This window comes from Leifsonia sp. NPDC080035 (genome assembly GCF_040050925.1).
Lineage (GTDB): Bacteria > Actinomycetota > Actinomycetes > Actinomycetales > Microbacteriaceae > Leifsonia.
This window is the reverse complement of sequence record NZ_CP157390.1, coordinates 3208359-3228432: the sequence shown is the minus strand read 5'-3', so window position 1 is coordinate 3228432 and position 20074 is coordinate 3208359. Positions and strand designations below refer to the sequence as shown.

21 protein-coding genes are annotated in these 20074 nt (G+C 71.2%); 2 read left to right on the top strand and 19 right to left on the bottom strand.

The genetic code is table 11. From position 1 onward, the window contains the following. Window positions 1-36 precede the first annotated feature (36 nt). The 10 genes from mutM to AAME72_RS15600 form a co-directional block, all read right to left on the bottom strand. Window positions 37-960: a bifunctional DNA-formamidopyrimidine glycosylase/DNA-(apurinic or apyrimidinic site) lyase gene (gene mutM, locus AAME72_RS15645; RefSeq protein WP_348787473.1), complete on the bottom strand. Its 924-nt coding sequence runs from the start codon at window positions 958-960 to the stop codon at window positions 37-39. Beyond that, entirely contained in the window at window positions 938-1651 is a 714-nt protein-coding gene (rnc, locus tag AAME72_RS15640) for a ribonuclease III (RefSeq protein ID WP_348787472.1), read from the bottom strand. The genes mutM and rnc overlap by 23 nt, the downstream gene beginning before the upstream one ends. A 26-nt stretch (window positions 1652-1677) precedes the next feature. Further along, complete coding sequence (gene rpmF / locus AAME72_RS15635) at window positions 1678-1881, bottom strand: 50S ribosomal protein L32 (protein ID WP_348787471.1); 204 nt, start codon at window positions 1879-1881, stop codon at window positions 1678-1680. A 2-nt stretch (window positions 1882-1883) separates the two neighbouring features. Further along, a complete protein-coding gene (locus tag AAME72_RS15630) occupies window positions 1884-2402 on the bottom strand; it encodes a DUF177 domain-containing protein (RefSeq protein WP_348790151.1) in 519 nt (172 codons plus the stop codon). A gap of 77 nt (window positions 2403-2479) precedes the next feature. Then, window positions 2480-4744, bottom strand: a complete 2265-nt coding sequence (locus AAME72_RS15625) for a DUF3488 and transglutaminase-like domain-containing protein (RefSeq protein ID WP_348787470.1) — start codon at window positions 4742-4744, stop codon at window positions 2480-2482. After that, the gene (locus tag AAME72_RS15620) at window positions 4737-6047 is read right to left on the bottom strand and encodes a DUF58 domain-containing protein (RefSeq protein ID WP_348787469.1); all 1311 of its coding nucleotides are present in this window, start codon (window positions 6045-6047) and stop codon (window positions 4737-4739) included. Before AAME72_RS15620 ends, AAME72_RS15625 begins: the two co-directional genes overlap by 8 nt. Before the next feature lie 2 nt (window positions 6048-6049). Next, a complete protein-coding gene (locus AAME72_RS15615) occupies window positions 6050-7108 on the bottom strand; it encodes a MoxR family ATPase (protein ID WP_348787468.1) in 1059 nt (352 codons plus the stop codon). Beyond that, entirely contained in the window at window positions 7105-7587 is a 483-nt protein-coding gene (gene coaD, locus AAME72_RS15610) for a pantetheine-phosphate adenylyltransferase (protein ID WP_348787467.1), read from the bottom strand. Before coaD ends, AAME72_RS15615 begins: the two co-directional genes overlap by 4 nt. An 87-nt stretch (window positions 7588-7674) precedes the next feature. Beyond that, window positions 7675-9891 carry an ATP-dependent DNA helicase RecG gene (locus AAME72_RS15605; protein WP_348787466.1) on the bottom strand — a complete coding sequence of 739 codons (2217 nt, stop codon included), beginning with the start codon at window positions 9889-9891 and terminating at the stop codon, window positions 7675-7677. Next, the gene (locus AAME72_RS15600) at window positions 9888-10628 is read right to left on the bottom strand and encodes a hypothetical protein (RefSeq protein ID WP_348787465.1); all 741 of its coding nucleotides are present in this window, start codon (window positions 10626-10628) and stop codon (window positions 9888-9890) included. Before AAME72_RS15600 ends, AAME72_RS15605 begins: the two co-directional genes overlap by 4 nt. Before the next feature lie 51 nt (window positions 10629-10679). Here AAME72_RS15600 and rsmD point away from each other — a divergent pair, with 51 nt between their 5' ends. Then, window positions 10680-11246: a 16S rRNA (guanine(966)-N(2))-methyltransferase RsmD gene (gene rsmD / locus AAME72_RS15595; protein ID WP_348787464.1), complete on the top strand. Its 567-nt coding sequence runs from the start codon at window positions 10680-10682 to the stop codon at window positions 11244-11246. A gap of 108 nt (window positions 11247-11354) precedes the next feature. On the opposite strand, the gene thiL is transcribed toward rsmD, so the two are convergent. Further along, complete coding sequence (thiL, locus tag AAME72_RS15590; RefSeq protein WP_348787463.1) at window positions 11355-12353, bottom strand: thiamine-phosphate kinase; 999 nt, start codon at window positions 12351-12353, stop codon at window positions 11355-11357. Window positions 12354-12378: 25 nt separating this feature from the next. Here thiL and AAME72_RS15585 point away from each other — a divergent pair, with 25 nt between their 5' ends. Further along, the gene (locus AAME72_RS15585) at window positions 12379-12909 is read left to right on the top strand and encodes a DUF3515 family protein (RefSeq protein ID WP_348787462.1); all 531 of its coding nucleotides are present in this window, start codon (window positions 12379-12381) and stop codon (window positions 12907-12909) included. Window positions 12910-12918: 9 nt separating this feature from the next. On the opposite strand, the gene AAME72_RS15580 is transcribed toward AAME72_RS15585, so the two are convergent. From AAME72_RS15580 to leuC, 8 genes are all read right to left on the bottom strand, one after another. After that, the gene (locus AAME72_RS15580; protein ID WP_348787461.1) at window positions 12919-14010 is read right to left on the bottom strand and encodes a D-alanine--D-alanine ligase family protein; all 1092 of its coding nucleotides are present in this window, start codon (window positions 14008-14010) and stop codon (window positions 12919-12921) included. After that, on the bottom strand, window positions 13907-15052 hold the full coding sequence (locus tag AAME72_RS15575) for an NAD(P)H-dependent glycerol-3-phosphate dehydrogenase (protein WP_348787460.1): 1146 nt from the start codon (window positions 15050-15052) through the stop codon (window positions 13907-13909). The genes AAME72_RS15580 and AAME72_RS15575 overlap by 104 nt, the downstream gene beginning before the upstream one ends. Beyond that, a complete protein-coding gene (locus tag AAME72_RS15570; RefSeq protein WP_348787459.1) occupies window positions 15045-15830 on the bottom strand; it encodes a lysophospholipid acyltransferase family protein in 786 nt (261 codons plus the stop codon). Before AAME72_RS15570 ends, AAME72_RS15575 begins: the two co-directional genes overlap by 8 nt. Window positions 15831-15906: 76 nt before the next feature. Beyond that, window positions 15907-16311, bottom strand: a complete 405-nt coding sequence (locus tag AAME72_RS15565; protein WP_348790150.1) for a type II toxin-antitoxin system VapC family toxin — start codon at window positions 16309-16311, stop codon at window positions 15907-15909. After that, on the bottom strand, window positions 16311-16547 hold the full coding sequence (locus AAME72_RS15560; protein WP_348787458.1) for a type II toxin-antitoxin system prevent-host-death family antitoxin: 237 nt from the start codon (window positions 16545-16547) through the stop codon (window positions 16311-16313). The genes AAME72_RS15565 and AAME72_RS15560 overlap by 1 nt, the downstream gene beginning before the upstream one ends. A gap of 73 nt (window positions 16548-16620) precedes the next feature. Further along, on the bottom strand, window positions 16621-17991 hold the full coding sequence (gene murA, locus AAME72_RS15555) for a UDP-N-acetylglucosamine 1-carboxyvinyltransferase (RefSeq protein ID WP_348787457.1): 1371 nt from the start codon (window positions 17989-17991) through the stop codon (window positions 16621-16623). Then, window positions 17988-18587, bottom strand: a complete 600-nt coding sequence (gene leuD / locus AAME72_RS15550) for a 3-isopropylmalate dehydratase small subunit (protein WP_348787456.1) — start codon at window positions 18585-18587, stop codon at window positions 17988-17990. Before leuD ends, murA begins: the two co-directional genes overlap by 4 nt. Further along, window positions 18587-20047 carry a 3-isopropylmalate dehydratase large subunit gene (leuC, locus tag AAME72_RS15545; RefSeq protein WP_348787455.1) on the bottom strand — a complete coding sequence of 487 codons (1461 nt, stop codon included), beginning with the start codon at window positions 20045-20047 and terminating at the stop codon, window positions 18587-18589. The genes leuD and leuC overlap by 1 nt, the downstream gene beginning before the upstream one ends. Between the last annotated feature and the right edge of the window lie 27 nt (window positions 20048-20074).

Genomic DNA, 20074 nt, shown 5'->3' with positions numbered 1-20074 from the left:
CGGAGTTCGTGACGAATCCCGCGAGCGAGGTCGGCCTCAGGCGCGTGGGAGCCGCAGCCGCTGGCAGTGCGGGCAGAAGTGCGAGGAACGGTTCATGAACTTCTCGCGCACGATCGGCGTGCCGCAGCGCGGGCACGGCTCGCCCTGCCGGCCGTAGGCGTTCAGGCTGTGCGCGAAGTAGCCGGAGTTGCCGTTCACGTTCACGTACTGGGCGTCGAAGCTCGTGCCACCCTCGGCCAGCGCCTTCTCGAGCACGTGCCGCACCTCGGCGAGCAGCGTGCGGACCTTCGCGCGGCTCAGCGAGTTCGCCGGCTGCTCGTAGTGGATGCGCGCCGCCCACAGCGACTCGTCGGCGTAGATGTTGCCGATGCCGCTGACGACCGTCTGGTCGAGCAGCACGCGCTTGATGCCGCTGCCGCGCTTGGCGAGCGCCGCGGCGAAGGCCGCGTCGCCGAACGCCGGGTCGAGCGGATCCCTGGCGATGTGCGCGACCTGCGTCGGGATCAGCGGCTCGTCGGTGCCGAGACCAGCGGGCGCGCCGTCGGGGGTCGGCACGAGCGCATCCACGGCCATCGATCCGAAGATCCGCTGGTCGACGAAGTGCACCCACAGCTCGCGGTGGTCGCCGTCGAGCGTCGGAGCCGTCTCGATGTGCAACCGGATGCGCAGCAGCCCGGCCTCCTGGACCCCGGGCTCGCGCAGCAGGATCTGCCCGCTCATCCCGAGGTGGGCGACGATCGCGCGACGCGGCGTGCCCTCCAGCGGGATCCAGAGGAACTTCCCGCGCCGGGCCGGGGTCTGCATGACGCGGCCGGTCAGCAACGTCTCGAACGCGCCGGCCACGGGATCGTGGCGCTTCAGCGAGCGGGGCTCGAACACCTCGACACCGAGGATGGTCGCACCGCTGACGGCGGCCGCGAGGCCCGCGCGGACGACCTCAACCTCGGGAAGCTCGGGCACGGCGGTTCGTCAGCTCCGTCCAGGCGGTGAGCGCGGCGGCCATCTCGGCCTGCTTCTTGCTCGTGCCCTCACCGGTCGCGGTCACGAGGCCACCCACCTCGACAGTGGCGTGGAAGGTCTTGGAGTGGTCGGGACCGGTATTGGTCACCGTGTAGACCGGCAGGCCCGCGCCGCGGTGCGCGGCGGCCTCCTGCAGGCTGGTCTTCGGGTCCATCGCAGCGCCGAAGCGCTCCGGGTCGGCCATCAGCGGGTCGATGAGGCGCAGCACCAGGGCCGTCGCCTCATCACCGCCGGCATCCAGATACGCGGCGCCGATGATCGCCTCGACCGTGTCCGCGAGGATGGACGCCTTCTCCCGGCCGCCGCTCTGGTTCTCCCCGCGCCCCAGCCGGAGGTACTCCCCCAGCCCGATGCTGCGCGCGACCTCGGCGAGGGCGACCGAGCTGACGAGGCTGGCACGCCGCTTCGCGAGCTCGCCCTCGTCGAGGTCCGGGTTCTCGCGGAACAGCTTCACGGTGACCGCCTGCCCCAGAATGGAGTCGCCGAGGAACTCGAGACGCTCGTTGTTGGGGATGCCGCCGTTCTCGTACGCGAACGAGCGGTGTGTCAGCGCAAGCTCGAGAAGCTCGGAGTCGATGTCGACTCCGAGCTTCTCCAGAAGTGCGCTGCGGTCAGTGTTCTCGCCGACCATACAGTGTCACCGACCCTTCGGGTCGATCAGACGTCGGCGACCTTGCGGCCCTTGTACTCCATGAAGAGGGCGGTGCCCGCGGAGTCCTCGACGACCTTGGCACGGTGCGGCAGGCTGTAGGTGACCTTGCCGTTCTCGATGGTCTTGACGAGCGTGGGGACCTCGGCCTTCCACTGCGAACGACGGGCGTGCGTGTTGGCGCGAGACTGCTTCCGCTTCGGAACGGCCATGACTATCTCTCTTCTCCGGACCCGGTCGCCGGGCCAGTAGGGGTGGACATTGTGCTTGTGGATTCGGTGTCGGAAGCCTGGAAACCCGCAAGCGCAGACCAGCGAGGATCGACGGTCTGCTCGGGTTCACGCTCCGGTAGATCCGCCAGCCTCTCCCCGGTCTCGGGGTCGAGACCCGGGCAGTCCGGCCGGCACACCGGCTGGAACGGCAGTGCCAGCACCACCGCATCCCTGATCAGAGGTTCAAGATCCACGTGGTCGTCGTGAACCTCATAATCGAAAGCTTCCTCAGCAGGATACGCGAAAAGTTCCTGGAAATCGACTTGGACAGGCTGCTCGATGTCGATCAGGCACCGTCCGCAGACCCCGGTCGCGGTCGTCTCCGCCTCCGCGGTGACCAGGATGCCCTCGTGCATCGACTCCATCCGCAGGTCGACGTCGATGGTCGCGCCCTCCGACACGGCGAGCAGTCCCTCCCCCAGTTTCTCGGTCACGGGGATGCTGAGCCGCTGCTCCTTCATCTCGCCGGGACGGCGCATGAGGTCGTACACGCCGACGGTGTACGGGGTGTTTCTGAACGTGGTCACGGTCGGCTATTTTACGCGGGTCTCCCGGCGTTCGCGGCCGACGGCCAGGCGGCTGGCAGCAAGGACACAGGAATCAGCGCCGCCTTCAGCCGGATCGCCCGCCCCGCTCGAGCCTGGAGCGCATCGATCACGCGGACCAGATCGTCGGCCAGACCGACGGCGACGGCTCGGGTCGGCGGACCGAACGCGTCGCGCTCGCGGACGGCGAGCAGGCGCAGCACCGCCTCCTCCCCCTCCGTCCCGGCGACCGCGGCGGCGATGCGTCCGGCGAAGGCGCGGGGCGTCTCGGTGTCCGGCGCCGACCAGCCCAGGTCGCGGGCGGTGTCGCGCAGCTCGTCCCAGACGACGGACGCGCCGCCCCAGGACTCGCCGAGACGCCGCAGCCGGTTCCGGCGGCGCACCCGGCGGAGGACGGCAGGCGTCAGCAGCACCGCGAGCACGAGCACCGCGACTCCCAGCCCGGAGAGCACCGGCTGCAACGGCGACGGCGGTGCGGTCGAGGAGGCGCCGGCGACGTTGGCAGGGTCGGTCGGCACCACGCGCTTGGGCGCGGACGTCGCTCCGCTCGTCGCGCCCGGCACCGGGACAGTCGTCGTGGTCTCCGGGCGCGTGTACGCGGGAACGGTGCCCCGGCCGACGGTCGGCTCGAACGGCACCCAGCCGACGCCCGCGAAGTAGAGCTCCGGCCAGGCGTGCAGGTCGTCGCTGGTCACGGTGTACTCACCGGGGTTGTTGGCGGTGCCGCCGCTGCTCGCGCCGGGCAGGTAGCCCTCCGCCACCCGGGACGGGATGCCGAGACTCCGCGCCATCAGGGCCATCGCGGAGGCGAAGTGCACGCAGTATCCGCTCTTGACGTCGAGGAACGTCGCGATGACGCGTGCGCCGTCCCCGTCGTATCCCTGCTTGAGCGGCGTCTGCGTCGAGTAGACGAAGCCGTTGTCGCGGAAGTAGTCCTGAAGCGCGACCGCCTTGTCGTACTCGGAGATCGCACCCGCGGTGGCCTCCACCGCGGTCTTCCCGATGATCGCCGGCGTGTTCGGCGGCAGGAACAGGTCGCGCTCCACATCGGCGGGGACGATCCCGCCGGCCGCCTTCAGCTGGTCGGCCGTGGGCTGCAGCAGCAGGCTGGACGCGGTGTACTTCTGCCCCTGCGTCGTCGCGTTGATGCCGCCGATCGTCAGATCGTCCGGGTCCCAGGACCAGGTGCCGTTCAGTCCCTTGACCGACTGGACGGGGTAGGGAGCGGGGAGCCACCGGCTCGTCATGTCGTCGATCTGCACGGTGGTCTGGATCTTCACCGTCTTGACCTGGTCGGAGAGTCCCGCGACCGGTCCGATCGTCGCGCCGTCGGAGAGCCGCTTCGTGTCCCGCTCCCTGTGCTTCCAGACGGAGCCGGTGAACTGGTCGAGCGATGCGAGCTTGAGGTACTGTCCGGCGGCGGCCGAGGTCGTGTAGCTGAGCGCCCGTACCGCCGCCGGGCGGCGCAGGTCCTTGCCGAGGTCGATCAGCGGGGTGACGGTGCCGCCGATGGAGATGCCGCCCGCGGTGAACGACGCCGCGCCGCCGCGGTCGAACCCGGGCGCGGTGCCCGCGAGCAGCACCGCGACGACGATCGCCGACGCGCCGACGGACAGGGCGGCGCCCGGTCGCGGCGTGCCCGGCCGGCGGGTGCGGACGTCGCAGCGCAGCACCCAGAGGAAGGCGGCGGCGGACGCCGCGAGCGAGATCGGGTCGAGGCCGTCGCCGAGCAGGGCACCGGGGACGACGAGAACGGCGATCACGCCGATCGCGGTGAACGCCGGCGTGCGAAGCGCGATCGCCGTCGTGTCGAGGATCACCGCGAGCAGGCACGCGCCGCCGACGACGAGGAAAAAGAACTCGGGCAGCGCCTCGGCCGGTGTGCCCTGCTGGTAGATCGAGAGCATCGCCTGCTGCCCGTACGCTCCCCAGCGCTGCACCGTCGCCGGAGTCGGGATGAGCCCGAGCAGGCCCGTCCCCCCGCCGAACGCAGCGGTCATGATCAGTGCCGACAGCACCAGTTGCAGGACGGGCACGAGGCCGCGCGCGACGCCGATGGTCCGCAGCGCGGCGCCGGCGACGAGCAGGAACGCCGACGGCAGCATGAGGGCGAACCACCAACCGGGGCCCTGGATGAGGCCCAGCAGGGCGAAACTCACGGCGAGCACCTGCACCACGAGCGCACCGGTCAGGCGCCAGTAGCCGAACCGGCGCCGGGCGACCGCAGGCACCCCGACGGCGAGCGTCTCGCTAACCATGGGTCACCGCCGCCCTCTGCCGCAGCGCAGCGCGCTGCCACGCCTCCGCCGGGTCGGCGCCGGTCTCGAAGGAGACGCAGAGCCAGCCGGCATCCGCGAGCACCTCCTCGACGTCCGGATCGACCGACGGGCCGAGGAAGGCGACCGCCGGGTCGCCCATCCCGCGCAGAGCAGCCAGCGCGCCGAGCTCGGGCGTCGTGCAGAGCAGCACCGCGAACACCGGGACCGGCCGCCCCGCCCGGCGCAGGCCGGCCGCGAGCTCGGCCACCGCGTCGTCGCGAGCCGCGGCCACCGCATCCACTGCGGCCAGGTCCGCGAGCAGCAGGCGGTCGGCGCTGCCGACGTCGTACGTCGGGGTCGACGAGCCGAGAGTGCCGGAGCGCCCGGCGCCGCTGCGGCCGCCGAGCTGCCGCTCCCCCGTCTCGACCACGCTCACCACGAAGCCGTTGTCGAGCAGGTGCACGCCGATGGAGGCGATGAACTCGACGAGCGTCTCGAAGGCGTCCTCCGTCGCCTCGCCCGCGCGGGTGTCCATCAGCAGCCACGCCTCCGGGTTGCTGCGCTGCTCCTCCTGGCGGACCATCAGCTTGTCGTGCCGGGCGGTCGCGCGCCAGTGCACGCGCCGCAGCGGGTCGCCCGGCCGGTACTCCCTGGCGATCAGCTCGTCCGCGCTCGGGATGCTGTGCCGCTGCAGCTCGTGCTCCGTGCCCTCGCTGTGCGCGACATCCAGCTCGCCGCGCCGCAGCGGCACCACACGCGGGGTCACCAGCAGCTGCCGAGGCTGGCCGATGGCGTACTCCGCGTAGGCGATGCCGAAGGTGTCGGTCCGGCTGACGATCAGCGGTCCGACGGCGTGCGAGCCGCGGCGGGCGGCGACGATGTCCTGGCGCAGGACCACCGTGTCCCTGCCGTGCGAGACATTCAGCTGGTGCGGGCCGAGCCGCGGGAAGGGCGCGGACGGCTGCACCTGGATCGCGTCCGGTGCGAACTCCCGCCAGCGCGCGGCCGGACTGGGTCGGGAGGACAGGTTGCGGGCCGTGGTGACGATGGTCGCCTTCTCCCCCACGGCGACCACGTCCGGGTGGAAGCTGCGGGCGACGGTCAGCCGCGGCCGGTCGACCGTGACGGAGATCATCGCGGCGAGCACGATCACCGTGAAGAACACGCCGACGAACAGCACGTCCGTCCGGCCGAAGAAGGCGGAGGCCGCCAGCGTGACGACGCCGACCGCGCCGAACGTCCAGCCGCGCGCGGTGGGGCGCGGCTTCTTCAGCGGCGACGCCGCACGCCCGCGACCGGCCACCGCTACTCCCTACCGCCGCCGATCGCGCCCGACCCGACCGGAACCGGGGTCGAGGCGACGATGCGCCGCACGATGTCCGCGATCACCGGAGCGCTCTCGTGGTGGTGGCCGAGCGCCCGGCTGGTCGGCAGCAGCCGGTGGCCGAGCACGGGGACCGCGAGAGCGTCGATGTCGTCAGGGAGCACGAAGTCCCGTCCGTCAAGGGCGGCCATCGCCTTCGCCGCGCGCACCAGCTGCAGGGTCGCGCGCGGGCTGGCGCCGAGCCTCAGGTCGCGGTCCTCGCGGGTGGCGCGCACAAGATCCACCGCGTACTGCTTCACGGGTGCGGACGCGAACACGCTGCGCGCCGTCGTCATCATCGAGCGGAGCTCTTCGGAGGTGACCACCGGCCCGATCCGCGAGAGCGGGCTGGAGGTGTCCCGCGTTGTGAGCATCGCGAGCTCGGAGTCCTCGTCCGGGTAGCCCATCGCGATGCGAGCCATGAACCGGTCCCGCTGCGCCTCCGGCAGCGCGTAGGTCCCCTCCATCTCGACCGGGTTCTGGGTCGCGACGACGATGAACGGGGCGGAGAGCGGATACGTCGATCCGTCCACGGTGACCTGGCGCTCCTCCATGCACTCCAGCAGAGCGGACTGCGTCTTCGGGCTCGCGCGGTTGATCTCGTCGCCGATCACGATGTTCGCGAACACAGCGCCCGGCTTGAACTCGAAGCGCCGCTCCGCCTGGTTGTACACCGAGACGCCGGTGACGTCGCTCGGCAGCAGGTCCGGCGTGAACTGGATGCGGCTGACCGTGCAGTCGACCGACTTGGCCAGCGACTTCGCCAGCATCGTCTTGCCGACGCCGGGCACGTCCTCGATCAGCAGGTGGCCCTCGGCGAGCAGGACGACGAGGGCGGTCTGCACGGCGTCGTGCTTGCCGTCGATCACGGACTCCACGTTCGTGGTGATCTGCTCCGCGGCGCGTCTGAGCTCGTCCAGGTCCATCCCGGGCGCGGCCCGGCCCACCTCCTCCGGGGCGACAGAGGATTCCGTCGGCTGACGCGTCGCGTAACTGTTCATGTCTCCTGCAAATAGTCGTAGACGGCGGCGGGGACGTACGGGCTGACGTCACCGCCCAGGGCGGAGACCTGGCGGACGAGCGAGCTGGAGACGTGGGCGTTCGCGGGATTCGGCAGCAGGAACACCGTCTCGACCTCGGCGAGATGCCGGTTCACGATCGCCATCGGCGTCTCGTAGGCGACATCCACCTGGGAGCGGATCCCCTTCACCAGAACATGTGCGCCGACGTCCGTGCAGTAGTCGACGAGGAGGCCGACCGACCACGATGCGACGACGATGTTCCCGACGATCCCGGCGTCCTCGATGGACTTCTCCAGCAGCGCCACCCGCTGCGCGATGGGCAGCAGGGCGGACTTGTCCGGGTTGTGGACCACCAGCACGTGGACCTCGTCCCACATCCCCGCGGCACGCTCGATCACGTCGAGATGCCCCAGCGTGACCGGGTCGAACGATCCAGGGACTACGGCGATCCTGTTCATAGGGCACCAGACTATCCCGCGATAACCGTCATTTCGTTGTGAATCCGTTATCTCCCAGCGTCGGCGCGGCGCGCTCCGGCGGGCGGGTCAGGAGCGGCCGAGGAAGGCTCGCTCGGTCTCGTCGAGGCGGCGGGCAAGGGCGGCGGCGAGGGCGGGATGCGCGGCGAGGCCGCCGTCGCCGGACAGGGTCTCCTCCGCGGCGACGCGCGCCTCGGCGATCAGCTCGCCGTCGCTGACCACCCGCAGCAGCCGCAACGACGAGCGGCCGCCCGACTGGCGGCTCCCCAGGACGTCGCCCTCGCGGCGCAGCTCGAGATCGACGTTCGCCAGCTCGAAGCCGTCCAGGGTCGCGGCGACCGCCTCCACCCGCTCGCGGGCGAGGCTGCCCTGCTCCGCGGCTGTCACCAGCAGGCAGAGGCCGGGGATGTCCCCGCGGCCGACGCGCCCGCGCAGCTGGTGCAGCTGCGAGACGCCGAAGCGGTCAGCGTCCATCACGACCATCGCCGAGGCGTTGGGGACGTTCACGCCGACCTCGATGACGGTGGTCGCGACGAGCAGGTCGATGTCGCCCGCCGCGAACGCGCGCATCACCTCGTCCTTCGTCTCGGAGGGCAGCTTGCCGTGCAGCACGCCGATCCTCTTGCCGGCGAACAGCGGGTCGGCGCGCACCTGGGCGGCGACGGACTCGACGCTCGCCACGGGCCGCGCGGGCGCCGACGGATCGGCGTCCGCGTCCGCCGGCTGCTCCTCGGCGTCGTCCTCCGCATCCTTGCCCGCGATCGCCGGGCACACGACGAAGACCTGGCGACCCTTCGCGATCTCCTCCGAGGCGCGCTCCCAGATGCGGCGCTCCCAGCCGGGCCGATCGGCCAGCGGGACGACGAAGCTCTCGATCCCCTGCCTCCCCGCGGGCAGCTGGGCGATCGTCGACACGTCGAGATCGCCGAACACCGTCATCGCGACCGTACGCGGGATGGGCGTGGCCGTCAGGACGAGCACGTGCGGAGGCGTTCCGCCCTTCGCGCGCAGCGCCTCCCGCTGCTCGACACCGAACCGGTGCTGCTCGTCCACGACGACGAGACCGAGGTCGAAGAAGGTGACGGCGTCGCCGAGCAGGGCGTGCGTGCCGACGACGATGCGCGCCTGGCCGGACACCGTGCGCAGCAGCGCGCGCTTGCGCTCCGCGGCGGAGAGCTGGCCGGTCAGCAGCGTCGGCATGAGCTGGGCGGACAGGTCGGGGCCGAGCATCGCGGCGATGGAGCGCAGGTGCTGCGCGGCGAGCACCTCGGTGGGCGCGAGCAGGGCCGACTGGCCCCCCGAGTCGGCGACCGCCAGCATCGCCCGCAGCGCGACCAGGGTCTTGCCCGAGCCGACCTCGCCCTGGACCAGGCGGTGCATCGCCGCCTCGGAGTCGAGGTCGCTGCTGATCTCGCGCCCGACCACGACCTGATCCCCGGTCAGCTCGAACGGGAGCGCGGCGTCGAAGCGGGCGAGCAGTCCGTCCGGTGCCGCGCGGCGCGGGGTGGCGGCGGCCTCTCGGGACGCGGCGCGCTGCTGGAGCAGCGCGGTCTGCAGCACGAACGCCTCCTGAAAGCGCAGCGCATCCCGCGCACGCTGCCATTGCGCGTCCTTCTGCGGCCGGTGGATGCCCTCCAGCGCGTGACGGAACGACAGCAGCCCGCGCTCGGCGACCACCGCGTCCGGCACCGGGTCCGGCGTCGGGCCGAGCGCGTCCAGCACGATCCCGACCGCCTTCTGCACCTGCCAGCTCGCGACCGTCCCCGTCGCCGGGTAGATCGGGATCGGGGTCTGCGCCCACTCCTTCGCCGCGGCTCCGCCCGGGAGCACCGCGTCCGGCGAGTCCGGCTCGAACAGCTCGTAGTCGGGATGCGCGAGCTGCAGCGCGCCGCGGTACGCGGACACCTTGCCGGCGAAGATGCCGCGGACCCCGGGCACCAGATCCTTCGACCGCCACGCCTGGTTGAAGAAGGTGAGGGTGAGGATGCCCTCGCCGTCCGAGATCTTGACCTCGAGGATGGAGCCGCGCCTGGCCCGCATCGGCCGCTCCTGCACCCGGAGCACCTCGGCGATGATCGTGACGTTCTCGTCCAGCGGGAGGTTCGCGAGCGCCGTGAGCTCGCCCCGCTTGGCGTACCGACGCGGGTAGTGGCTGAGCAGATCGGAGACCGTCCGCATCCCGAAGGCCTTCTCGAACGCGGAGGCGGTGCGCCCGCCGAGCACGCCGCTGAGCTTGGAGTCGAGCGTGACGGCGCTCTCGACGGCCGGAGCGGTGGCAGAGGTCATGGTTCGATCGTAGGCGTCGCCTCCGTCAGCGCGTGCAGCTCCGCGACCACGTCGGGGTCGTCCGGGCGCTCGGCGGCGAGGCTGCGCTGGATGACAAGGGCCGCCTCGCTGCGCCCGAGCTCGCGGAGGCAGCGGGCGAGGGACCAGCGCGCGACGAACCCCTGGTCGGCGGTGCCGAACCGCTCCGCCGCCGCGAGGGCGTCCTCGAAGGCGGCCAGCGCGCCGGTGAGGTCGCGCGCGTCGAAGCGCGCCCAGCCGCGGTTGTTGTGCAGGGACACGGCCCAGCGGAGGGTCCGCGGGTCGTCCGTCCCGTCGAGGTCGGCGAACGCCTCGTCCGTCCACTGCTCCGCCCGCGGGCGGTCGGCGATCGCGAGCATGTGCGCGGCGTCCACGGCGAGGTACGTCTCACCCTCCCGCCTCGCCGCCTGCAGCGCCTCCTCCAGGAGCGGGATCGCCGCCTCCTGCTCGCCCTCGGTGTTCCGCAATCTCCCGCGCTCCAGCAGGATGCGCACGGCGAGCGTGCCGATGGCGGGTTCCAAGGACTCGAGCAGGGCGTCCGCTTCCGCGAACCGGCCCTGCAGTCCGAGGGCGCGGGCGCGCTGGGTCTCCAGCTCGGCGCGCACGAGCTCCGAGCGGTCGGGCTGGGCAGCGGCGATCGCCAGTCTTTCGGCGGAGACGTACGGGTCGTCGAACCGCCACAGGGCGTCGAGTTCCGCCTGTTCGAGGCGTTCGTCCATCCCTCTATCTTGCGAGAACCTGGCCCGTGACCGCTATAGGCTCGAGAGGCCATGACCCGTATCGTCTCCGGATTCGCCGGCTCGCTCGCCCTCCAGGTGCCGAAGAGCGGGACGCGACCCACGAGCGACCGCGTGCGCGAGGCGATCTTCTCTGCCCTCGACGCGCGCGACGCCGTCCGCGGCGCACGTGTGCTCGACCTGTACGCGGGGTCGGGGGCTCTGGGGCTGGAGGCGGCCAGTCGCGGCGCCGCGTCCGTGACGCTCGTCGAGAAGAGCGCGGCGGCGGCCGCCGTCTGCCGCCGGAACGCCGCCGCGGTCACCCGCGCGGCGCCCGCCGCCTCGCATCCGACGGTGGATGTGCGCGCCGCCTCGGTGCAGTCCGCTCTCGCGTCGGTATCGGGGCCGTTCGACCTGGTCTTCCTCGACCCGCCGTACGACCTACCGGACGCGGAGCTGCTCGGGGCGCTGCAGACGCTGGTCCCGCTGCTGGCGGAGGACGCGACGGTGTGCATCGAGCGCAGAACGCGCGACGGCGAGCCGACGCTTCCCGACGGCCTCGAACTGCTGCGCTCGAAGGCGTACGGCGAGACCGCCGTGTATTACGCCGTCCCCGCTTGAGCGGACCGAGTCCGTCGTCCCCTCGCCCCGCGTTCGCCGAAGGGCACGTGGTTGTCACTTTTCGCGCCCGAAAGCGACGACAACGTGCCCCTCGGCGGAGCGATGCGCTCAGCCGGCGCGGCCGTCCCACTCCAGGTAGGGATCCCAGCCGCCGCGCTCGTCGAAGGGATGCCCGCCGACCAGCAGTCCGGCGCCCTCGCGCACGGCGCCGATGCGGCGGAACCCGCCCGGCAGCGTCGCACCGGCGGGGAACGCGGCGAGGAGGCCGTGGTCCTCTCCCCCGGTGAGCGCCGTCCGCGGGTCGTCGCCGAGGGCATCCCGCTCGATGTCGACCGCGACGCCGCTCGCCTCGGCCATCCGGCGGGCGTCGAGCGCCAGACCGTCGCTCAGGTCGAGCATCGCGGTCGCGCCGGCCGCCGCCGCCAGCGGGCCGTCCGCGACCGGAGGCCGCGGACGCAGCTGGGCTTCGACCAGCGCGGGATGCTCGGCCGCCACCCGCGCGAAGCGCCCGGCGTCGGGATTCCCGTCGTCGTCGACCGCCTCGGTGAAGAGCAGGCGAAGACCGGCGGCGGCCGCTCCCAGCGCACCCGACACCGCGAGCACGTCGCCCGGCCGTGCGCCGCTGCGCAGCACCGGAGCACGGCCCTGCAGGTCGCCGAATGCCGTGACCGCGACGGTCAGCGTCTCCGAGACCGACAGATCGCCCCCGACGACGCCGCAGCCGGGGGCGAGCAGCGCGCACGCCGTGCGGAACCCGTCCGCGATCTGCTCGAGGCCCGCGACCGGGAAGTCGGCCGGTGCGGCGATGGCGACGACGAGCGCGGTCGGCACGGCGCCCATCGCGGCGACGTCGGACAGGTTGGTCGCCGCCGCCTTCCAGCCGAGGTCCTCCGGCGAGGTCCAGGCGAGGCGGAAGTCCGGACCGTGCACCATCATGTCCGTCGTCACGACGTACCGGCCGTCCGGCGCCGCGAGCACCGCCGCATCGTCGCCAGGCCCCACGAGCGTCGCGGCGGACTCCGGCAGCCGCGGGAAGATGCGCTTCAGCGCCTCCCGCTCGCTCGCTTCGCCGATCGTGGCGCCGTGCTCGCTCTCAGTCAGTCCCATGTCTCAAAACGGTAGCCTGAAACCGATGTCCTCTCGCCGCACCGCCGTCAGCGCGGTCCTCGCCACCGTCCTCGCCGTCGCCGCGCTCGCGCTCACCGGCTGCGCCCCGACCGTCTCGCTCGACGCCGCCGCGGACGCGAACGACCCGGGATGCGCGCAGATCAGCGTTCGCCTCCCCGATTCGGTCGCCGGAAAGGCGCAGCGCGAGACCGACGCGCAGGCGACCGGCGCCTGGGGCGACCCGGCGGCGGTCCTGCTGCGCTGCGGCGTCCCGCCGCTCGGCCCGACGACGAAGCCGTGCGTGAACGTCAACGACATCGACTGGGTGCTCATGTCAGACCCCGCCGCGAAGCAGGTCGTGTACCAGACCTTCGGGCGCACCCCTGCGACCGAGGTGATCATCGACCACGTCTCCGGCGCCTCCGACGCCGCGGTTCTCCCCGAGTTCGCCTCCGCGATCGCCACCGTGAAGCAGACGCAGAAGTGCCTGTCCACCCTCGACACCAGCCTCACTCCCACGACGACGGCGACGCCGAGCCCGACGCCGTCGAAGTGACGACGAGGGTCAGGCCCTGGCCAGGGCGACCTGGATCAGCTCGTCGATCAGGTCGGGATAGCTCAGCCCGGACTCCTGCCAGCAGCGCGGGAACATCGAGATCGGCGTGAAGCCCGGCATCGTGTTGATCTCGTTGACGACGAAGCCGTCCGCGGTGAGGAAGAAGTCCACCCGCGACAGGCCCTCGCCGCCGATGGCGTCGAACGCACGCACGCCGAGGTCGCGCATCTGCGCAAGCTCGGCCTCGGTCAGATCCGCCGGGCAGACCAGATCGATGCCGGGGGCGTCGAGGTACTTCGCAGCGAAGTCGTAGAAGTCGCGCCCGGAGACCACGATCTCGCCCGCCACCGACGCCCGGGCCGGCTCGCCGGGACGGCCGCCGAGCACAGCGATCTCCACCTCGCGGCCCGCGACGCTCGACTCGATGAGGATGCGGTCGTCCTCGGCGAACGCCGTCTCGATGGCCGCGTCCAGCTCCGACCAGTCCTTGACCTTGCTCACGCCGACGCTCGACCCGGCTCGCGCCGGCTTGACGAACGCGGGAAGGCCGAGCTGCGTCGCCGCGGAACGGACGTCGTCCGGAGCGGCACGCCACTCGAACGCGGTCACCGTCGTCCACGGCGCGACGGGGATGCCCGCCTGACGCAGCACCGTCTTCGTGAAGTGCTTGTCCATCCCGAGGGCGCTGGCGAGCACGCCGGAGCCGACGTACGGCAGCCCGACGAGCTCGAGCATGCCCTGGATGGTGCCGTCCTCGCCCCAGGGCCCGTGCAGGATCGGGAAGACGATGTCGACCTCGCCCAGCGACTGCGTCGACCCGTCCGGGCGGGTGACGGTGAGCTCCCGGGAGCCGGCCACCTCCGGCCAGCGCACGCGCGTGCCGTTGTCCTCGACCCGCGGCAGGTCGTCCGCGTTCAGCGCGAAGCGTGTCGCGTCGTCGGGCTGCAGCGTGAAGGCGCCTTCCGGAGTGATGCCGACGGGGATGACGTCGTACTTCTCACGGTCGATCGCCGCGAGCACCCCCGCCGCCGTCGCGCAGCTGATCGAATGCTCGCTTGAGCGACCCCCAAACAGAAGCGCGACTGCGACCTTTTCCGTCATCCGTTGTCCTTTCGCCTTGCGGCTCGTCGTCCTCCGTCGTGAGGTGCGGAGCGATGTCCTTGGGTTGCAGTGTGCCGGCGAGCACCTGGCTGACCTGGCGCACGATCGGCATCTCGACTCCGCGCGCCTCCGCCAGGCTGAGGATGGGCGCCACCGAGGCGAGGCCCTCCGCCGTCTGGTTCATCTGCTTCACCACGTCGTTGAAGCCGTAGCCCTGGCCGAGCAGCCTTCCGGCGGTGTTGTTGCGGCTGAGCGGAGACTCGCACGTGGCGATCAGGTCTCCCAGGCCCGCGAGCCCCGACAGCGTCTGCGGCTCCGCGCCGTACGCCACCGCGAAGTCGGTCATCTCGACCAGACCGCGCGTGATGATCGACGCCTTGGTGTTCTCGCCGTAGCCGACGCCGTCCACGATGCCGATGGCGACCGCGATGAGGTTCTTCAGCACGCCGCCGAACTCGGTGCCGATCACGTCGGTGTTGACGAAGCTGCGGAAGTAGCGGTTGGTGGCCGACATCGCGACCGCCTGCGCGGTCTCCAGGCTCACCGAGGAGACCACCGCGGCCGTCGGCTGCTCGCGGGCGATCTCGAGGGCGAGGTTGGGACCGGAGGCGACGGCGATCCGCTCCGGCTCGATCGGCAGCCCCTGGGCGATCACCTCGCTCATCCGGAGGCCCGTGCCCTTCTCCACGCCCTTCATCAGGCTGACGACGACCGTCGACGGGCCGAGGTACGGGATCATCGCGTCCAGGTTGGAGCGCAGCGTCTGGCTCGGGATGGAGACGAAGACCTGCTCCGCATCGCGCATGGCCTCGCCGAGCCGGGAGGTCGCGCGCAGATTGCGTGGGAGGTTGATGCCCTCCAGGTAGTCGCTGTTGCGCTTCACCTCGTTGATCTCGCGGGCGAGTTCCGGGCGCCGCGCCCACAGCACGACGTCCGAGCCGCCGTCGGCGAGGATCTTGGCGAAGGTGGTCCCCCAGCTGCCGGCGCCGAGGACGGCGATGCGGCGTGCGGGGGCTGGCTTACGGACCTGTGCTCTAGCCATCGAAGCGGCCGGTCTCCTTCTGGTTGTGCTGGCTCGGGTCCCACCGCTTCTCGGGGGCCTCCTCGCCGCGCAGGTCCTCGAGCAGCGCCGTGATCGCGTCCATGATCACGGCCGTCGCCTCCGTCAGCGTCGCCGCGTCGAGGTTGCGCCCGCGGAAGGCGGACAGGTCGACGGGGTCGCCCACCTTCACCGCGATGGTCTTGCGGGGGAAGAGGCTGATCTTCTTGGCGTAGCGAGCCATCACCTGCTGGGTGCCCCAGTGCGCCATCGGGATGACCGGGATGTCGTGCTCCAGCGCCATCCTCGCCGCGCCGGTCTTGCCGCGCATCGGCCACATGTCCGGATCGCGGGTCAGGGACCCCTCCGGGTAGATGACGACGACGCGGCCGTCCTCGACGATCTTCTGCGCAGCGTCCAGCGGTGCGGAACCGCGAGCCGAGCCGCCTCGCGCGACCGGCACCTGGCCGGACCTGCGCAGGAACCAGCCGAGCACCGGCACGTGGAACAGGCTCTCCTTGGCGAGGAACCGCGGCAGGCGCCCGAGCTTCCAGATCGCGATGCCCATCATCACGGGGTCGATCTCGCTGTAGTGGTTGGGCGAGATGATGTAGGCGCCGTGCCGCGGCATCTTCTCGCCGTCCACGATGCGGAACCGGGCGAGCAGACTGCCGATCGGCACGAGGATGCCGGCGAGGACCCAGAAGATCGAGGGGCGGCTCTTCTCGGAGCGCTCGCGGCGCGCGGGCGGGTTCACGGTCTCATCGGGATGGGGCACCATCCCATTATCCAGGCCTCCGCTCATCGCGGGACCACGACAGGTCGCGGACCGCGCGCATCGGTGCCGTCGGCGACGGTCATCCCGCCACCGTCACGGGACGCACGTCGAGCCCCTCGATGTCCCGGAAGTCCGCCGGGTTGCAGGTGTGCAACGGCAGCCCGCGGGAGATGGCCGTCGCCGCGATCAGCGCGTCGAAGGCGCGCGCGGCGGGCTTGCGGCCGGCCGCCCGGAACGACGCTGCGACGCCCGCGAACGCGCGCGCCGCGGCCTCGTCGAACGGGATCGGCGCGAAGTCGGACTCCGCCAGCTGCAGGTGCGCCTGGCGCGCCGCGCGTTCCGCGTCGGTCGACGCCACGAGCGGCCCCACCGACAGCTCGGCGAGGGTGACGGCGCTGATCGAGGGGACGTCGGGCAGCGTCGACGGGTCGGCGACGCGTCCCAGCAGGATGAGCGTCGAGGTGTCGAGCAGGCCGGCGTTCATCACCACGACTGGTCCACCAGCTCGTCGATGTCGGCCAGCAGCGCCGTCGGGTCGATCTCGGGCAGGCGTGCCCGCCGATCCATCAGCACCGACAGCGACGTGGCCGGAGCGGGCAGTGGCGAAAGCTCCGCCACCGCCGCCCCGTCACGCGTCACTGTCAGGCGCTCGCCACGCGCCACCCGGTCCAGGATCTCTCCGCCATGATTTCTGAGGTCTCTCACGGTTACAGCCTTCATGAAGGGACTGTATCACCGGTGAGACAGGAGGGGATCTGTGGAACTAGGGTGAGTTCGGCGGGCTGTGGAGGAGTCAGCCCTCGAGCACGAAGTCGGCACCGAGCTGCTCAAGCTTGGTGATGAACCTCTCGTAGCCGCGGGAGATGATGCCGACGTTGCTGACGGTCGAGCGTCCCTCGGCGGTCAGCGCCGCGATGAGGTGGCTGAAGCCGCCGCGCAGGTCGGGGATCTCCACATCCGCCCCGTGCAGGTCCACCGGACCCATGATGACCGCGGAGTGGTTGAAGTTGCGCTGGCCGAAGCGGCAGTCGTGACCGCCGAGGCACTCCTTGTGCACCTGGATCTTCGCACCCATGTCGATGAGCGCGTCCACGAAGCCGAAGCGCTGCTCGTACACGGTCTCGTGCACGATCGACACGCCGTTGGCCTTGGCCAGGGCGACGACGAGCGGCTGCTGCCAGTCGGTCATGAAGCCGGGGTGCACGTCGGTCTCGATCACGACGGGCTTCAGCTCACCGCCCGGGTGGAAGAAGCGGATGCCGTCGTCGTGGATCTCGAACGCGCCGCCGACCTTGCGGAAGACGTTGAGGAAGGTCAGCATCTCGGGCTGACGTGCGCCGCCGACGTAGATGTCGCCGTTCGTCGCCAGGGCCGCGGCCGCCCAGCTGGCAGCCTCGTTCCGGTCGAACAGGGCGGTGTGGCTGTAGCCGACCAGCTTGTCGACGCCCTCGATGCGGATGACGCGGTCGGTGTCCACCGAGATGATCGCGCCCATCTTCTGCAGGACGTTGATCAGGTCCATGATCTCGGGCTCGATCGCCGCGCCTTTGAGCTCGGTGATGCCGTCCGCGCGGACCGCGGTCAGGAGCACCTGCTCGGTGGCGCCGACGCTCGGGTACGGGAGCTCGAGCTTCGCGCCGTGCAGGCCGTTCGGGGCCGACATCCGGATGCCGCTCGGCAGCTTGTCCACGACGGCGCCGAACTTGCGAAGCACCTCGAGGTGGTAGTCGATCGGGCGGTCGCCGATCCGGCAGCCGCCGAGGTCGGGGATGAACGCCTCGCCGAGACGGTGCAGCAGCGGCCCGCAGAACAGGATCGGGATGCGGCTCGAGCCGGCGTGCGCGTCGATGTCGGCCATGTGCGCCGACTCGACCGCGCTCGGATCGAGCAGCAGCTCGCCCTCCTCGGCGCCGTCGGTGACCTTCACGCCGTGCACCTCGAGCAGCCCGCGCACCACGCGGACGTCCGAGATGTCCGGAACGTTCCGCAGCACGCTCGGGCCTTCACCGAGGATGGCGGCGACCATCGCCTTCGTGACGAAGTTCTTGGCGCCGCGGACCTCGATGCGGCCCCGCAGCGGGATGCCGCCGTTGATCGTGATGCGGTCGCCCTTGAGGCCGACGCGCGCTCCTGCCGCCTGAGCGTCCTGAAGAAGTGAGTTCAAAGTTTCACCGGGAGGGTCTTGGGCCGCCAGCTCGCGCGGCCGCTTTCGTATTCGGAGATGCGCGCCTCGTCGCGCAGGGTCAGAGCGATGTCGTCCAACCCTTCGAGCAAACGCCAGCGAGTGTAGTCGTCGATGTCGAAAGACACCTGGACCTCACCGACGGTCGCGGTCTTGGAAACCAGATCCACCGTCGCGGTTATTCCCGGCTCGGCCTCGATGGCCGCCCAGAGACGCTCGGCGTCCTCCTCGGTGATCACACCGGTGAGCAGGCCCTGCTTGCCGGAGTTGCCACGGAAGATGTCGGCGAACCGCGGGCTCAGCACCACACGGAAGCCGTAGTCGCGCAGCGCCCAGACGGCGTGCTCGCGGGACGAGCCGGTGCCGAAGTCGGGGCCGGCGACCAGGACGCTCGCGCCCTGGTACGGCTCCTGGTTGAGGATGAAGTCGGGGTCCTTGCGCCACTCGTGGAACAGGGCGTCGTCGAAGCCGGTCTTGGTGACGCGCTTCAGGAACACGGCGGGGATGATCTGGTCGGTGTCGACGTTCGACCGGCGGAACGGGACGGCGACGCCGGTGACGGTCTCGAACTTCTCCATCAGGCGCCCACCTTCTCTCCGGAGTTCGTATCGACGTCCTCGTGCTCCAGGTCCCACGGGCTGGACAGCGTGCCGCGGATGGCGGTCGCAGCGGCGACCAGCGGCGACACCAGGTGGGTGCGGCCGCCCTTGCCCTGGCGTCCCTCGAAGTTGCGGTTGGAGGTGGAGGCGCAGCGCTCCCCAGGGGCGAGCTGGTCGGGGTTCATGCCCAGGCACATCGAGCAGCCGGCGAACCGCCACTCGGCGCCGAACTCCTCGACGATCTTGTCGATGCCCTCGGCCTCGGCCTCGATGCGCACGCGCGCCGAGCCGGGGACGACCATGACGCGGACGCCGTCGGCCTTCTTCCGGCCCTTGATGATGGACGCGAAGGCACGCAGGTCCTCGATGCGGCTGTTCGTGCACGAGCCCATGAACACCGCATCCACAGGGATGCTCTTCATCGGCGTGCCCGGAGTCAGGTCCATGTACTCGAGAGCGCGCTCGGCCGCGGCGCGGGCGTTCGGCTCGTCGATCGCGGCCGGGTCCGGCACCTCCTGGCTGAGCGAGACGCCCTGGCCGGGGTTGGTGCCCCAGGTGACGAACGGCTCGATCTCGTCGGCGTCGAGATAGACCTCGGCGTCGAACACGGCGTCGTCGTCCGTCTGCAGCGTCTTCCAGTACGCGACGGCCTCGTCCCAGTCTGCGCCTTCCGGGGCGTGCGGCCGGCCCTTCAGGTACGCGAAAGTGGTCTCGTCCGGCGCGACCATCCCGGCGCGGGCGCCGGCCTCGATCGACATGTTGCAGATCGTCATCCTGCCCTCCATGGAGAGCGAGCGGATGGCGCTGCCGCGGTACTCGAGCACGTAGCCCTGGCCGCCGCCGGTGCCGATCTTCGCGATCACGGCGAGGATGATGTCCTTGGCCGTCACCCCGGGACGCAGCTCGCCCTCGACGGTGATGGCCATCGTCTTGAACGGCTTCAGCGGCAGCGTCTGGGTGGCGAGCACGTGCTCCACCTCGCTGGTGCCGATGCCGAAGGCCATGGCGCCGAACGCGCCGTGCGTCGAGGTGTGCGAGTCGCCGCAGACCACGGTGATGCCCGGCATGGTGAGGCCGAGCTGCGGGCCGACGACGTGCACGATGCCCTGCTCGATGTCGCCGAGGGAGTGCAGGCGGATGCCGAACTCCTCGGCGTTCTTGCGCAGCGTCTCGATCTGCGTGCGGCTGGTGAGGTCGGCGATCGGCCGGTCGATGCCGATGGTCGGGGTGTTGTGGTCCTCGGTGGCGATGGTGAGGTCCGGGCGGCGCACCGGGCGGCCGGCCATGCGCAGGCCGTCGAACGCCTGCGGGCTGGTCACCTCGTGCACGAGGTGCAGGTCGATGTAGATCAGGTCGGGAGAGCCGTCTTCGCCCTTCGCGACCAGGTGGTCCTGCCACACCTTCTCCGCCAGGGTCAGCGGGGTGGAATCGGTGGTCATCTGCGTTGAACTCCTTGAGCTTCGGTT